Here is a 15,276-nt window from a genome sequence, read left to right as displayed (position 1 = left end):
AGTATATGGGACTTATCTAATAATGATGAAAAGTGCCTGAAGAAAAATAACTGAGTATAATTTAAGCGTAAAAAAATTGAAGGTAAAGAATATTCCCTTTACCTTCAAATAATACCTTTGTTTTCTCTAATTCACTTGTTACCTTCTACTATTTGTTATCCCACATTTATTTAAACCCTTGGTCAAAAATACTTAATTGCTCATGTTCCTCTGTCTCTGTTATATCTTTTTTGGTCTTTCTTTCGGCCTTTTTAGTAATTTGTTGTCCAAAAACTATTTCTTTAAATTGATCAATTGAAGACAATGCATCAGTTAAAACCCCTGTGTTATACAAAGAGACATACAGAGCAGCTGATCTCGCTTGACAATTAATAGATACTTTGGGATTAAATTCAATGTCAGTAAAAGCATCATACTGAGTTACTTGTTCACTTAATTCCTTATTAAGTGATAAAGCGTTTATATATAACCAATCATAGAAAAAAGTTTTTGGTTCAAGATCCCATCTCCTACCGAAAAACTGAAAGTAGAGTAACCTTCCACTGCATTTCAATCTCGGATCCTTTTTTGCTTCTCTTGATGTTTTTTCATACAAATCTAAAAATGGGCCACCATTGTCAAAAACCTTACTGGCTTGAAATGCCGTTTCAACACTAAATTCTAAGTCGTTTTTTGTTTTAATCATCAAATTGAATGCACTTAATGATATACCCAAAGGTTCATCAGATTTACTTGATATTTCCAAAACCTTAGACGATGGAGAAATCACTTTAAAACTTTTGTGAAGAGATTCCAAAGACTTCTGCTTTTGTTTAACAGAAAATCCAGGGAACCACTCAAATGATACATCTTTCACTTGAACCAAACCTTTGTCTAACGAACTACAAACAAAAACAGGTCTCTCAGCCATGATTCCTCCTTATTCATCTCCAATATTCATAGTCCACTCTATAACTAAATAATTCTCCCATTACTTGTTTATTAATGTTGGGTGGAATGAGTGATGCATATTTATTCTTCTTATCGTTATTTTCAAATGCTACTCCCCATATGTATTTTGGTTCAATTACATCAAAAACCAGTACCTCTGCTTGTGGGTGGGTAGGTAAAGAAGCATGTATTCCTAAAATTTCCCTTGATGGTTTTCCTGGGTATTCTTCATAAAGACGTTTAAATGCCTCAACACCTTTTCGCTTTTCTAATGGAATAGAGGTAACATTATTACTGGCAGCATTCTCTACACAAAATGCACAGTCCTTTTCCCATAGGATTTCCTTTTTTATTCCTAAAACAACCCAATCACTTCCTGGATTGTGATTTCTGTACCTAAAAAACATTCTATAATTAGGAAAACCAATAGACATACAATTAGCATCCTTACAATTATCAAATCTATAATTATCATTATGGGAAAATCCTATTCCAGTTCTTCGTAATAGATCCACTGGTATAAGCCCTTTATTAAATATGCTAACAACATTTTCAATGCGTGTAAAATGTACTAAATATTTTATTTCTTTATGATTTACAGCATTTTGCATGAAAACTAACCGCTCCTTAATAGTAAAATTTTACTTATATTACAATTTTACTATAAAGAGTTTTGTCTATAAACAATTTTTACTAAATAAAGGAAATTAGGTAGTTTTTGCACTTAAAATGCTATTTTTATTTAATTTATTATTTCTTATCAAACTGGCTTGTAATACCAACGTATAAGTCAACTAAGGAGTCAGATTTATTTTTCGGAAGAATGTATCGTTTTCCTCTACTCCAAAAAAGGTTAGTTCCATTGGGGATAAATTTTTAAATTCAACTGTTAAGATCTTAGCTTCATCATCCACTTTTACTAAATCAATAATAATATTTTCATTATGAAGATGTTGCAAATATTCTTTTGCAACTTCAAAATTTAAGTCATGTTGCAGGGGATTGAATCTAAATTCCTTCCATTTAAACTCGAATATTCTACTTATTTTCCTAACCCCGATTTTCAATCTTTCTCTAAACAATTCGCATAGGACTATTTCTGAATGTGGTAGTAATCCCAGCGAATGGGAACCATAGTAAGCGATAATTTTATCAAGGAGTATAGCATCCCTAAAGTATTCATTAAGATAAATTTCTGCGAAAGGATAACCACTTATATGATAATTACAGTATACTTCTTCAATAATTCCAAACCCATAATGGAAATAAGAGAATTTTTCAAACTCTTCCTGACTGAAACCAGTAATACTCTTATAGCTAAATAAACGTCTTCTATACCCTTCAAGTATTCTATTAATCTGCCCACAATCCCTTCCCCTTTTACTCCCATATACAGTTTTTGCTATCTCTTCAATATCGACTTTTAGGTTTCCCCATATAAGAGTCTTGTAATTTGCGTATTGGAGTATGAATTGTGCTATTACCTTGTACTCTTGATCCAAGCGGTTTATCAACTGATAATTCCTCGGTAGCCCATAAAGACGAAGGACATGACTGCTATTTAGTAAATCATCTAAGTTCTTCATCATTTCCATCATCAATCTTTCCTTTCAACAAAAAAACTCTTGACCATAGTGAATAAAAAACGCCTCTTTGACTAAAGTCAATTTTTAAAAAGGTTTTTTTTTATTCAAACTATGTTCAAGAGTTTGAGTTTTATTATTTTTAAGTTGTTAATTTAAATCCTATCATAGAAACATTTGTTTTTCAAACCAATAAACACCTCCTAAAATACACGCAGAATTTTAGTAATTGCTACTAAGTTGCTTTTAACAATTGCCGCTGCTGACAACTTACTCATTAACTACTTGTCTGAAACAAGGGTAGTCTATAAAAATTTAATTTTGTAAAAATGTATATATGAAAGGTTAAGCAACCATTATAGGGTACATATTTAACAACAAGGAGGTTCATTTATGACCGATAATATGTCTAAAGAAAATAGAAGTAAAACAATGAAAGCAATTAAATCGCAATCGAAATTGGAGAATAGACTTACAAAGGAGTTATGGAAAAAAGGGTATCGATTCAGGAAAAACGCAAATGACCTATATGGGAAACCTGACATATCTATAAAAAAATATAAGACGGTTATATTTATTGATTCTTGTTTTTGGCATGTCTGCCCAATTCACAGCAATAGTCCCAAAACCAATACGGAATACTGGGGAAAAAAATTGCTAAGAAATCAACAACGAGATAAAGAAGTAAGTGAGTTTTACGTAAAGAATGGTTGGAACATTAAAAGAATATGGGAACATGAAATAAAGCAAGATATCAATGCAGTAATCAATGATATAGCAAATTTTATCAATCAGGCTAAAGATAAAGAGAATAAAAAAACCCTGACTTAATAAGTCAAGGTAAATTGTATTAAATAGTAGATGATATCTGCTTTTTACTATCAGAAACACTTTCATCTTCATTCGTCTTTTTTTGTTTTTTCTTTTTCTTTTTTTGTCCTGTTTCAAGCATTTCTTTTAATTCATCTTCCCATTTAGATGATTCAGTTTCATAAGGAATTCCTGCAAAAGAATTTAAAATGGCTTCAATAATCACTTTAGCCCCATCTGGCGGAACTGCCATACCAACTTGTTTTCTGACTATTTCTTTTCCACCCAGAAATTCAAACCAGTCAGGGAATGTTTGCAGTCTTGCTCTTTCACGGTTAGTTAATGCCCTTGGTTGGTCGTAGTGGTACATATGCGTACCGCCTCCCCCTGACCCTGTAACTGTATAAGACGGTAATTTAGGATTTAATCGTTTATAAATATTAGACATCCTTGCACCCTTGACATTTAATCTAAGGTGTTCTGGAATACCTTCATACCAGGCATTTTCCCCTTGTGGAATATGGTTTAACATTTCAATAACCTTACTTTGGTGAGCAGTAAAATCATGGTTATATGCTTTTTCGGGAATTGGTGGTTCTTCAATTGCCTGACGGGATGTTTTTTGAGTCATAGGATCTTTAGTTGTTGCTTTAGGGACTTTAAAAGACCATCCAAAGTCTTTATGAATCCCTACAATAATTATCCTATGACGTGCCTGGGGAACACCATATTCCTCAAACTTATAAAGGTGAGGTGTGATATTATATCCAACCTTCTCCATCTCTTGTAGAATTTTTATGAATGCTTTCCCTTCATTAGCAGATTCTAACCCACCTACATTTTCTGCAATAAACCATTTAGGCTGATGATGCTTTAGAACTTTGATGCCATAAGAGTATAGTGGCCCATATTCTCCTTCTAAGCCCTTCGATTCCCCAACAATACTAAAATCATTGCAAGGAAAACCAAAAGCAAAGGCATCAATTGGCGGTAGACTCTCTATATCCAATTTACGTACATCTTCACAAATAACAGAAGTAGGGTTGTCTGGACAAATATTATGACGAAAGGTCTCACATGTCCATTCATCATAGTCATTAGCCCAAGCATGTTCGACTTTAAATACTTCTCCGTCTTTTTCCACTTGTGCCATTTTAGCACCCAGCGTTAGGCCACCTGGCCCACAAAAAAGCTCTCCTTTTCTAAATATCATTTATGTCAACTCCATATACGTACTTTTGTTCGGTTAGCTATGATTATACACCATTTCCTAAATCTTTGGGAATAACAAGTATTGCCTTACCTTGTCTTACTAATGTGAAAAAGACTCCCTGTGAAATCACAGAGAGTTGATATCCGATAATCTTATTATTGAATTCTGAGTAAAAAGCATTCGCAGTCTATTATGATCAAGTGGATTAGAGGAATGCCGTTGTAATAACCTTATCATATTTTGGGCAGTTATAACACTTCCATTTACATTAGTTCTTGTTGCAATATCTTGAACCTGGGTGTCTATATTTGTCCCAAATCCATCAGCAACATACATGAAAAATTCAAGGTTATTACCGTTTTGATATGTTGGAATATAATTATTAATCATTCTGTTCCTATGGTCATTAGATATAGTATATTGTCTGTATGCCTTAGTATCAATAATTCCTGAAAAATTCAATGGCGATCGCACAAAAACATCTGGATGCAAAGGTTGGTTTCCGACATGTTCCGAATCAAAACCTAACTCTTCAAATATCCCACCGGTAGCAATTTCAAAATCAGCAGCCAGTTCTGTCCCACTTAAAGCCATGTTTAAATAACTTGCCTCAAAGTGCGAAAAGGTATCAGGCCTGAAGTTTGCCAAAGCATCTTCAACTTGGTGATTTGAATAGCCAGTGGAATCAGAAATTTCGTTTATTAATCTTACATTAAAGTGAGAAATTGGTCTTGTCCCGGCAATATGAAGTAAATGACTACGTACACGTCTCTCTCTATACAAGGTGTCCGTTATAGTCTGACCTCCAAAATTTCGATTGTCTCTATTTTGACCTGGTGCTAACCCAAAGGCTCTCTGAAATCGCTGTATTCCAAAAGGTTCGTTTGGATTAAAAGCACGAAGGCCAGATCCATCATTTAATATAGTTTCAACAGTTGCAATACTTTCAGCAGGGATATATATATGTCCCCTTTCATTTCTTCTAACCAATTGTGTATATTCCAAATAATTTATTAAAGTATTTCCTATGTCCTCTAAATAAGATATAGTGCTTTCCCTCGTCCTCACTCCTGTTGTACTACTTTGGTATAACTCTTCGAAGTTAGCATGAAGAATTGCATCTCCAAGGTTACGGAAATTAAGAATCCTTTGTTTAACATGTTGGAAACAAGTTGTTGATTCATTTTCTCCCTCGGTTATGACAAAGCGACCTATCTCGGCTTTATTAAGAGTTTGAATCTGTTGGTCTACAAGTAGTCTTAACAAGAATCGAAAAGGTCTAATTCGGAAACGAGGGTTAATATTAACCCTACTTCTTATTGAATAAGGTGATGGATATTGGAGCTTCATTAGTTGATTTGTAATAATAGGTACTGGAGGTTGACCAGCAAGAAGTGCTTCTCCCGCTAAAGTAGTCCGTACCACATCATTGTCTTGCTCTTTAAAAATTAAACCCAAATTGAATAGCCATGACTCATAAGTTCTTGCACCACCAGCACGCCTGTCCCGCCGTTCTCCCGGTCTTTTTAACCCAAATCTTTCTAATTCACTCTCAAAATCTAATTGGCGATGCAAGTTTCCTCTCCAATCATCGCCTATCGTTTGTAAGTTAAAAAGTGAAAGAACATCAACAACAGGGTACAATTTCCTTTTATTTCTGGGAACTTGCCAATTATTTATCATATTTTTTCCCCTGACATGTGTACTATAGACAATATTATTTTAACAGTTTTTGAAATATATGGATATGCATTAGTAGTAAAAAGATTTTTTTCGTAATTGAAGGCAACTTGTATCTTAGTGATTATTCAATTGGAAAAAGGTATAATTAATTTACTGTTTCCTTTTTTGGAAATCAGTACCGAGCTAAGCCACCCGAATGATTCCGCTAATAACAATTCAAGGGTGGCTTTTGATATAGTTTTCTTAACAACTTCGATTAAATGTAATTCCCAACAACAGTTCGTTTAAATGTATAATTTTAATTTAACTAAATAGATTAGGAATGATTTTTTTCACACAGCAATTAAAATGATAAGTTTTACTTTCCTAACATGAGTTAAGACGACTTTGTATAAATCATCATTTGCAATCAAAGAAAGCGTCTGATGCTCATTCTTTACTTCAAATGAGGCATAGAAAGAAGGGGGATAATTTGAAGCGTAAAAAAATTACCACTGTAGGAACATTCCCATCCACAAGAAGACTAATTAAGTTATCAAACAAAATTATCAGGTTATTAACATAATGAAGAGGACATTAAAGCGAAAAACCAAAGAACCTCGAACGGTTGTCGTAGACATGGGTTTCAAGAAAATTTTAGAGAAAATAGACAGGGAAATAGACAAATTAGAAAAAAGACGTTGATTGGTAATAGTAAGGTTATAGCTTTGGAGACGGTCAATTAAATTTATTTAGTTCTATAATGAATTAAAAACAGTAGAACACCGTAAAAAGAAACCTCTGCTATAACAGTGGTTTCTTTCTTTTATTGCTTGAATTAAATGGACTTATTAATGGTAGAGGAAGTTAGATTCATCCTTATCGAGCTGCTTAAATACTGTAAATAAGTTAATTGATGAAATCTATTGGGTGTTTTTTATTTTTTTCTATCGGAAATTATACTGATAACTGTCCCAGTATATGATACTTTCTTAGTAGTAAAGGTGGGGGTTTTTTGTATTTATTACACAATTTAGAAGAACAGGTTTTATCAATACCTTACAATCAAGGGTATCGTCATTTGAGGGTATTATCTGGATATGTAAGTCCAATATTTGTCCAACATGTATTAGAAGTTTATAGTGAAATACAGTTAGAAATTACTATTGGAATGGTGTCAACAGATGGTTTAGCTATATGGAATCATCAGGCATTTAAAGGTTTAATGAATCAATTTCCTGGTCGTTTAGAAATTTTTTATCAAGTTGTTAGCCCTGGTAATCATCGCAAAGTATATCACTGGAAAGATGCTATCTTGGCAGATAAAGTATTTATAGGATCAGCTAACTTCACGCAAAATGGTTTTTGGAATCTGCGAGAAATCTTAGTAGAATCTACATTTCCTAATATAAATGATGTTTTTTCTGACTTAAACAGTATTAGTTGCGACAGTCCAAATGTAGAGGAACAAGTAAGATTCTATAGGGCGTTACCAGGTAGTGTAAAACTTACTACTTCTCATGAACATATGACAGTTGATATATTAAGTACACCTACAAATACTTTTATGAATTATGTTGATCTTTCTTTAATAGATAGAAGCACTGGCCAAGTTCCAGCACGTTCGGGACTAAACTGGGGGCAAAGGCAAGGAAGAAATCATAATCAGGCATATTTATCCGTACCGCTATCTTTCCATAATGCTAATCCTACTTTTTTCCCACCCTTAGCAGAACGGTTTTTAGTCATTACAGATGACGGAGAAAATTTAATTTGTGTAATGGCACAACAAAATCGAAAAGGGATACACACAAGTAATAGCAACAGTATCATGGGTGCTTATTTCCGAAGGAGATTGGGATTAGGGGACGGAGCATTTATTACATTAGAAGATTTACATCATTATGGTCGTGATAGTGTAAGAATTTTTAAAATGGATAATGAAACGTACTATTTGGATTTCAGCGTTTAAACTCAGTTGTTAGTTAGGAGGATTAAGCATGTTGTTTTGTCCTAAATGTGGAGGAATTCAAGAAGTTATTAAGATTCATGATTCTAAAAATTTTGAGCCAAGATTGTGTGATGTACAGTGCTTTAAATGCGATCATATTGTATATTATCAACCCTACGATTTTGGTAAATCACTCAATTTAGTTAGTAATGATCTTTTAAAAAAAGAAGATAAAAAGAGTTGATATTTTTTGTTTATGTATTTCAATAAACTTTATTGGCATATAACCGTTTATATAAAATTTTCCTTTCTACCACAATGTTCAGTTCCTACAGTCAGTGTATTATGTAAAACGCTCACGATCATTTAGGATTACATTTTTATTAACATTTTGTTTAAAAGTCAAAGAGTTGAAATGTAAATATTTATATTATGTAAATCAAAAAAGATTGGCATTGCTTAAACAATGCCAATTCAGTTTAATGATTGTTTTTTTCCTTTTCTAAAGTCTGCAAGACCAATTCAGCTAAATCTATCATTTCTACTTGGAAAGCCACTGCCAACGATTGAATGGTACTTACTGATGGGTTAATTCTTTTCCCCCTCTCTAATCTATTGATATACGATGGCTCTAATCCAGTCCTCATTCCTGCTTCACGTAAACTCCAACCTCTCTCTAATCGAGCATTATAAAGGAATATTGCAAATTGGTTACTTTTCTCTTTTTGTCTCATGCTTTTCACCTATCTCATTTAATTTTATTAATCTCCATTTCTATTACAACGTTATATTATAGTGAAATTTAAAAAATCTATAACTACTCTTATTTGCGGTTGCGTTTCTTTTCAAGAAACGATTTCAGTAAATTAATTCCTACTCGTTTTCGTATTTACACACCAACGTTTATTTTAATAATATTGTCAAAAGGAATATTAAGTGTGTATAGCGAATCTCTTGTAAAGGAGGTGGATGCAATTTGACAAAGTTAATTAAGGTACAAAAAGCCAAAGATGAAATAAAAAGGCTGCAACACTATATCAATTTAGTAGAAAGCTATGAAGTGAACTCATTAGAGAGGTGGATTATTAAAGAGTATGCCTATACGAACAGCATTATCGAGGTAGTCAGAAGGGCTAATATTCAAAAGCTCACCTATGAAGGATTACCGTTAGATAAAAAATTTGCAACAGCAGTTTTAAAAGCAAAGGCAACGGATGAACTCCATCTGATAATGCAACGTGGTTATAAACATAGAATAAAAATGAATAAGGGTAGACCTTTGCGGTAAATGCATCTTATAAGAATTCTTCAATAATTTTTCAGGAATTTCTCATTTTATTCTACTGTGAAAGCCTGGCTGATCTTAACAACAATTTGCCTCCTAAACTGTGAAGAATAGCTTCTCCCTCCCACTACAAAATTGCATCCTGTTCAATTTCCGGCTCCATATATTTCTCGACTCCCATACTATCAATAAAAGCCAAAAAATTAATGGTTCCCGCATTATAAAAAGCACTCTGCCGTATAGAATATATAAGCATTTCGCAGGTTATTTTTTTCGGCGTATCGCTATCCTATTGCCAGTATGAAATCTCGACTTTCGTTTCATTTTCAGCTGCCACTCAGGATAACTTTACATCTCTTCTTTAATTTCCAAACTATCCCCCTCTATTCTGATGGCATTTCGGAGACATTGTAAACAGCCGTTTCACTCTGTTCCCCATGTCGATAGCTTGAATTAAAATGAAACACAATCCCCACACATGATTGTTTTGAATGCATCTCTGATTAGCCTCAGACCGCTATGCAATCAAAGATTTCAACACTCAAAAAAAGGTCTGCAAAAAAACAAAGGAGGGATTTCTCATCCTGTCAATAAAGGTAATTACTAACCGAGATCGAGAGTTATTTCGTCAGTTAGCCCGTACTGGCATTGTGACAAAACAACAAGCTCAACAGTATCTCAATTATGATAAAAATAATCGCAGAATTGAAAATCTTGTCAAAGGGGATTATCTTAAAAAGCAAATGATTAACGGCAAAATGATTTTCCGCCTTGGTAACAAAGGTACTGCCTATGTAAAAGAAAATATCGCTGACGTGGATAAGATTTATTCGCTCGCCGGAGGGAGAAGTGGCTTCTACCACGACCACCTATTGACAGAGCTTTATTATGAATATCACCATAGTCACTACGATGCATTAGAAACATGGAAAACCGAACAAGATTACAAGCACAATGGCTCCTATGGCAGTCCAGATGCCACAATAACATTAAACGAAAAGACCCTTTGCTTAGAAATAGTTACTTCCAATTACAAAACAGAACACATAGAGAGCAAGGTATTATTTGCCGAACTACATGGTTTTCAGATGGTGATGCATCGTGTCTAAGATCATCATTGAAGTTCGAACTGATCTCCCCTCGATAAACCCACACGACCATTTAGATTTTCTCCTCGAATTCAAGCCTTATCTCGAATTTATTTCCAACCATTTTAACGGCTATCTTTCTCAAAGCAATTTCTTTAACTTCATGGAAAGGTACTTTGGCAGAACTGAGAGCCAATCCAAGACAATTCTTAAAAAGCTGATAAAAAGTAACTGGATAGGTCAAGAAAACATCGGTAACAGGCACAAAATCCTTTATTTAAAGCGAAAAGCAAGGGTTTGTTTGAAAGAAAAAAATCTATCAGACCTCCCTTCTCCTTCAAATCGGACAATCATTCGCTCTCTTTTAATTGAGCAGTTCTCTATTGAGCATAGAACAATAGAGTTCAGAAGGAATGTTTGCGAAATTAATAAGGGTTTTGACCCAAAAGATATCATAGTGGCAATTTTGCCGTCAGGAGCAGTTCAAATCCTATTTATTGACCTTGTTAGAAAAACTGCTAAGCAATATGCGGAGCTTATTGAATCATTTTTAAGTGATGAAAGATTTCACGGTCAAAAAATTTATATTCGATTTCTTTCCTATACAAACGCTCGTAAGAAAACACTTTTCAAAGTGCTTCAAGAAACACCAGTTACCACCCTTGTTAGCCTCAATCAGAGCCGATTGAAAATTGGGGGGAAGTGTTATGACTTATTGTATTACTTTGACAATACAGAGCCTTTGCTATGATTTAAAAGAGTAGAACAGGTTGGAACCTATCTACTCTTTTTCAATTTTTAAGACAAGAAAAGATTATTAAAGCAAAAATAAATATGAGAATGATTTTCTTGCAAAATGAAGATTTTCCAATATGCACGAAGAAAAGTGAGGAAAAAGCATCGACAAACAAACATTTGCAAGATTAACCATTGAAGATTAAGAAAAATTCATTAGTGAACGACAAAAAATCAGCTGCAGTTAATTTTTTTGAAAATAAATAACCCTATCAAGTTAAAAATTAAATTACTTATGTAAACATTTCATGAAACACCAATGTATACATTTTTTGATTATGAATTTATTTATGAAGCAATTACTTGCTAACCCCATTTGTAGGTTTTGTTTTTTATAAGGCCGTATAGAACTGAAAAGCTGTCGTCTCTTATAGTAATGTTAGGTATAATTTGAACGAAAAGTTGTATTGAAGCCTTGATACTGCTGGACTAATTGCCATTAAATTTCGCGAAGGAGTTGTTGTAAATGACAAAATTGAAATCTAAAGTTAAATACAAAAAAGAAGAGTCTTGCCCTTTATATAAAGTAAAACTATGTATTGATACATTTATACTTGTTGGAAAACTCACTGAAGAACAACAAGAAGAACTATTTGACCACTTTATCTTACTGAAAAGGGAATGGTATCAAGACCGTTATTTCCACTACAGCATACGCATTAATAATATAGTTATAAAATACTCCCCTCGAAATCTCCTTGCTTGGAACAACTACAATACAATGATAATAATTGAAAAAAACACTTCAATCACCTATATTCCCCATTCAGTTAAAGAGATTCTTAAATTTAACACCTGGCAAATTAAGCGATTAGACCTTGCCTTTGATTTCTCTGATGGTACTCCCTTTTCAACTTTCTCCAACCGATTAATAATGAAACATCATGGGAATGTTAAATTATTGCAAATAAGTAAAAATGATAAGGATTGGAACTCCGAATATGTTGGTACTTTGAAAACAAGAACAGAATCAAAAGCCTGCTGTTATGATAGGAATAAAAAGGAGGAGGATTATGGTTCAGGAGTTGAGCATGAATATCCTTTACGTTTCGAAATAAGATTGTTCCCAAAATTGAATGAGTTTAACTACTTAAATCAAATCGATCACGGTTGGATTGAGAATAAACTCAGCAAATTCATCTTTATAACCGACATTGAAAACCTTCCTTTAAACAAGTGGGATAAAAGGAAGCTATATAAAGTGCAGGCAGACTACGACTATTTCAAGGGAATAGAACCCTCCAAACAAAAGGCGTTAAAAAAGGTTATTAATTCATTAAGAGTTCCGTTTGAAGATATATATTCTTCCCGCAAGGATACCCTTTTTTTATTCCTCGATCTACCTCCAATTCACATGAATAGCCAAAATCAATATTATGAACAGTTAACTTTAAATGATTTTTTCTAATTTGTGATTAATAGATTAGTAGCATAGAAAACTCACTTTTTCCCACAACGCTATACTTCCTATCCATCTAATTTGTTTCTATGTTTAACAAAAAAGGGAACAAACGTTCCTATAGAACCACTAAACTATAGACATATCTTTACCAATTTGATTATTCTATAGGAGAAGCATTACCCCACAATTTAACCCCAATTATTACAAGGAGGACTCCTCATGAAAAACAACCCCAATAACAATCACACCAATACCGAAGAAAAGACTATCGGTGAATCCTTAAACACATCATTAATTGATAACTCTATGGATAACCTGGATATTATTTCTACGTATCTATTGAAAGCAATCAAACTAAACACAAGCCATAAAATTCAAAAGGAGAGTGCATAAATATGACACAACAAACACAAAAGGTAGTTGGAATTTATATAAGGGTTTCCACAGAAAAACAAGTTCAGGAAGGTTTTTCATTAGATGCCCAAAAAGATGAAGATACACAATTTGCCAAAAAACTCTTTGGTGATGACGTTGTACTTAGATATTATGTTGATGAAGGAAAAAGTGCAAAAAGTACAAAGAGCCGATACGAATTACAACGAATGATGAAGGATGTAAAGCATGGATTGCTTTCAACAATTATTACCTATAAGGTTAGTAGACTTTCCCGCAACTTGTCTGACTCACTTAAATTAGTTGATGAAATACACAAGGCAAAAGTACGTTTTATTAGCATCAAAGAAGGTGAATATGGAACACCTCATGGAAATTTACAATTCAACATTTTAGCATCCGTCGCTCAGTATCAAAGAGAAGATTTAGCTGAGAATGTTCAATTCGGAATGAGTAGGCGTGCAAGAGAAGGAAAATTTAACGGTGGCAGAGTGTTAGGATATGATAGCAAGGATAAAAAATTAGTCGTAAATACAGAGGAGGCAGAAATTGTTAATATTATTTTTGACAAATTTGTAAATGATGGCTGGGGAACAAAAAAAATTGCTCATTATCTAAATACAATTGGTAAGCATACAAAGAATGGTAAGTCATTTTCTGTTAATACGGTTTCAATTATACTTGATAATCCCATATATAAAGGTTACACACGCTACAATCAGGTAATAAACTGGGAATCTCAACGAAGAAAGGGAACAAATCCTGATTATATTTTGGCTAAAGGGCTACATGAAGCAATAATTGATGAAGCTATCTGGAACAAAGCCAAGGAATTAAGAGAAAGGAAATCCACAGGGACTCCTCGGCAATATAGCGGTTCATTCCCTTTAACGAGCTTAGCAAAATGTCCTAAATGTGGATCCTATATGACTTCACTATATGGGGCTAAAAGAAAAGATGGTACAAGGAAACGCTACTATGTATGCGGAGAGTACCACAATAAAGGAAGAGCAGTATGTAATCCAAACACTATCTGTGCAGATTGGCTTGAAAATGCAGTATTTGAAAGGCTAAGAGAGGCACTTATGTCGGACAAAATCATAAAGGAAATTACGGATCGTATCAATCTACAAATTAGAGAACATCCTGCTTCTGCAAGCAAATCTAACGAAGTAATAGTATTAAAAAAGCAATTAGATGATTATGAATCGAGAAAACGACAAATACAAGAACTTATTGAAACAGGTGTCTACACCATCGACGAAGCAAAAGAAAGAATGTTTCATTTTCGCAGTAAGATTGAGGAAACCAATAAGCTCCTTGATTCCATGGAGAAAGAACAATATACAGACATCCGTATCTTAGAGCCAATAACACCGGAGCAGATTAAATTGCAACTAAAAGAGTTTCTGGAACTGAAAGAGTTACTTTCTCCGTTAGAGTTCAGGCAGCTACTTGTAGCATCAATTATAAAAATAGAAGCAAGCAAAAAAGAACTAAAACATATCCACTTTTCCTTTATTGCTCACCTCCCTGAAAATGAGAAGGATCAAGGCGATCCTTCTCTACATATCCATCCTCAGAACACCCCTTTTATTCTACGGGGTTTAAATTTTAAGGAAAACCATTACCTATTTATGATAAGGTTCCCCCCGATTTATCCTAAACGCCCGATAAATCTGCTCCACCAGTATCAACCGCATCAACTGATGAGGGAATGTCATCTTCGAGAATGACAGGGTGTCATTTGCCCTTTTCATTACCTCATCACTTAATCCTAATGAGCCGCCGATGATGAAGGCAACTTTGCTTTTTCCGTAGGTGGCGAGCTTGTCCAGGTTGTCTGCTAGTCCTTCGGAGGACTGCATTTTTCCTTGGATGGCGAGGGCGATGACATGGGCATCGGGGTTGATTTTGGCGAGGATCCGCTCACCTTCTTTTTGCTTGACCTGTTCCATTTCGACTTGGCTCAGTTCTTCGGGTGCCTTTTCATCAGGCACTTCGATGATTTCGAGTTTGGCATAGGCTGACATCCGCTTGACGTATTCTTCGATTCCTTGCTTCAGGTACTTCTCTTTTAATTTTCCAACTGTGACAATTGAGATATTCACACTTCATCCTCACTTTACAAACATATTACAAACAACATATCCACAGACTTTAT

General features: G+C 34.0%; 15 protein-coding genes. 8 read left to right on the top strand and 7 right to left on the bottom strand.

The genetic code is table 11. The features are described from left to right. Positions 1-166: 166 nt before the first annotated feature. The 3 genes from DFR59_RS14775 to DFR59_RS14765 all read right to left on the bottom strand — a co-directional run bounded on the left by DFR59_RS14775 (position 167) and on the right by DFR59_RS14765 (position 2,528). Positions 167-910: a DarT1-associated NADAR antitoxin family protein gene (locus tag DFR59_RS14775; RefSeq protein ID WP_114746441.1), complete on the bottom strand. Its 744-nt coding sequence runs from the start codon at positions 908-910 to the stop codon at positions 167-169. Positions 911-923: 13 nt separating this feature from the next. Beyond that, positions 924-1,541, bottom strand: coding sequence for a DarT ssDNA thymidine ADP-ribosyltransferase family protein (locus tag DFR59_RS14770; RefSeq protein WP_114746440.1), 618 nt, complete (start codon positions 1,539-1,541; stop codon positions 924-926). Between the two features lie 183 nt (positions 1,542-1,724). Continuing rightward, the gene (locus DFR59_RS14765) at positions 1,725-2,528 is read right to left on the bottom strand and encodes a hypothetical protein (protein ID WP_147278278.1); all 804 of its coding nucleotides are present in this window, start codon (positions 2,526-2,528) and stop codon (positions 1,725-1,727) included. A gap of 378 nt (positions 2,529-2,906) precedes the next feature. Between DFR59_RS14765 and DFR59_RS14760 the strand changes: the two genes are divergently transcribed. Next, positions 2,907-3,344: a very short patch repair endonuclease gene (locus tag DFR59_RS14760; protein WP_114746438.1), complete on the top strand. Its 438-nt coding sequence runs from the start codon at positions 2,907-2,909 to the stop codon at positions 3,342-3,344. Positions 3,345-3,363: 19 nt separating this feature from the next. On the opposite strand, the gene DFR59_RS14755 is transcribed toward DFR59_RS14760, so the two are convergent. Continuing rightward, on the bottom strand, positions 3,364-4,536 hold the full coding sequence (locus DFR59_RS14755) for a DNA cytosine methyltransferase (protein WP_114746437.1): 1,173 nt from the start codon (positions 4,534-4,536) through the stop codon (positions 3,364-3,366). Positions 4,537-4,662: 126 nt separating this feature from the next. Next, positions 4,663-6,219, bottom strand: coding sequence for a restriction endonuclease FokI C-terminal domain-containing protein (locus DFR59_RS14750; protein WP_114746436.1), 1,557 nt, complete (start codon positions 6,217-6,219; stop codon positions 4,663-4,665). 994 nt (positions 6,220-7,213) lie between these two features. On the opposite strand from DFR59_RS14750, the gene DFR59_RS14745 reads away from it, so the two are divergent. After that, positions 7,214-8,170 carry a restriction endonuclease PLD domain-containing protein gene (locus DFR59_RS14745; protein ID WP_114746435.1) on the top strand — a complete coding sequence of 319 codons (957 nt, stop codon included), beginning with the start codon at positions 7,214-7,216 and terminating at the stop codon, positions 8,168-8,170. A gap of 458 nt (positions 8,171-8,628) precedes the next feature. Here DFR59_RS14745 and DFR59_RS14735 read toward each other — a convergent pair whose 3' ends face one another. Then, complete coding sequence (locus DFR59_RS14735; protein ID WP_114746433.1) at positions 8,629-8,883, bottom strand: helix-turn-helix domain-containing protein; 255 nt, start codon at positions 8,881-8,883, stop codon at positions 8,629-8,631. Between the two features lie 242 nt (positions 8,884-9,125). Here DFR59_RS14735 and DFR59_RS14730 point away from each other — a divergent pair, with 242 nt between their 5' ends. From DFR59_RS14730 to DFR59_RS14710, 6 genes are all read left to right on the top strand, one after another. Continuing rightward, entirely contained in the window at positions 9,126-9,437 is a 312-nt protein-coding gene (locus tag DFR59_RS14730; RefSeq protein ID WP_114746432.1) for a hypothetical protein, read from the top strand. Between the two features lie 647 nt (positions 9,438-10,084). Beyond that, the gene (locus DFR59_RS14725; protein WP_114746431.1) at positions 10,085-10,543 is read left to right on the top strand and encodes a hypothetical protein; all 459 of its coding nucleotides are present in this window, start codon (positions 10,085-10,087) and stop codon (positions 10,541-10,543) included. Beyond that, positions 10,536-11,273, top strand: a complete 738-nt coding sequence (locus DFR59_RS14720; RefSeq protein ID WP_114746430.1) for a hypothetical protein — start codon at positions 10,536-10,538, stop codon at positions 11,271-11,273. Before DFR59_RS14725 ends, DFR59_RS14720 begins: the two co-directional genes overlap by 8 nt. 510 nt (positions 11,274-11,783) lie before the next feature. After that, a complete protein-coding gene (locus tag DFR59_RS14715; protein WP_114746429.1) occupies positions 11,784-12,725 on the top strand; it encodes a hypothetical protein in 942 nt (313 codons plus the stop codon). A 213-nt stretch (positions 12,726-12,938) separates the two neighbouring features. Further along, positions 12,939-13,112, top strand: coding sequence for a hypothetical protein (locus tag DFR59_RS20100; RefSeq protein WP_158538399.1), 174 nt, complete (start codon positions 12,939-12,941; stop codon positions 13,110-13,112). A gap of 2 nt (positions 13,113-13,114) precedes the next feature. After that, positions 13,115-14,848 (top strand): recombinase family protein, encoded by a 1,734-nt coding sequence (locus tag DFR59_RS14710; RefSeq protein WP_114746428.1) that lies wholly within the window; start codon positions 13,115-13,117, stop codon positions 14,846-14,848. Here the strand turns inward: DFR59_RS14710 and rlmH are convergent. Continuing rightward, on the bottom strand, positions 14,744-15,223 hold the full coding sequence (rlmH, locus tag DFR59_RS14705; RefSeq protein ID WP_114746427.1) for a 23S rRNA (pseudouridine(1915)-N(3))-methyltransferase RlmH: 480 nt from the start codon (positions 15,221-15,223) through the stop codon (positions 14,744-14,746). The genes DFR59_RS14710 and rlmH overlap by 105 nt on opposite strands. Positions 15,224-15,276 lie beyond the last annotated feature (53 nt).

This window comes from Falsibacillus pallidus (assembly GCF_003350505.1).
Classification (GTDB): domain Bacteria; phylum Bacillota; class Bacilli; order Bacillales; family DSM-25281; genus Falsibacillus; species Falsibacillus pallidus.
The sequence above is the reverse complement of the archived record's forward strand: the minus strand, read 5'-3'. Positions and strand labels throughout refer to the sequence as shown.

Coding starts and splice junctions, on each gene's coding strand:
- DFR59_RS20100 (WP_158538399.1), top strand. CDS start 12,939: ATGAAAAACAACCCCAATAACAATCACACCAATACCGAAGAAAAGACT.
- DFR59_RS14715 (WP_114746429.1), top strand. CDS start 11,784: ATGACAAAATTGAAATCTAAAGTTAAATACAAAAAAGAAGAGTCTTGC.
- DFR59_RS14770 (WP_114746440.1), bottom strand. CDS start 1,541: ATGCAAAATGCTGTAAATCATAAAGAAATAAAATATTTAGTACATTTT.
- DFR59_RS14755 (WP_114746437.1), bottom strand. CDS start 4,536: ATGATATTTAGAAAAGGAGAGCTTTTTTGTGGGCCAGGTGGCCTAACG.
- DFR59_RS14710 (WP_114746428.1), top strand. CDS start 13,115: ATGACACAACAAACACAAAAGGTAGTTGGAATTTATATAAGGGTTTCC.
- DFR59_RS14765 (WP_147278278.1), bottom strand. CDS start 2,528: ATGATGGAAATGATGAAGAACTTAGATGATTTACTAAATAGCAGTCAT.
- DFR59_RS14750 (WP_114746436.1), bottom strand. CDS start 6,219: ATGATAAATAATTGGCAAGTTCCCAGAAATAAAAGGAAATTGTACCCT.
- DFR59_RS14735 (WP_114746433.1), bottom strand. CDS start 8,883: ATGAGACAAAAAGAGAAAAGTAACCAATTTGCAATATTCCTTTATAAT.
- DFR59_RS14760 (WP_114746438.1), top strand. CDS start 2,907: ATGACCGATAATATGTCTAAAGAAAATAGAAGTAAAACAATGAAAGCA.
- DFR59_RS14775 (WP_114746441.1), bottom strand. CDS start 910: ATGGCTGAGAGACCTGTTTTTGTTTGTAGTTCGTTAGACAAAGGTTTG.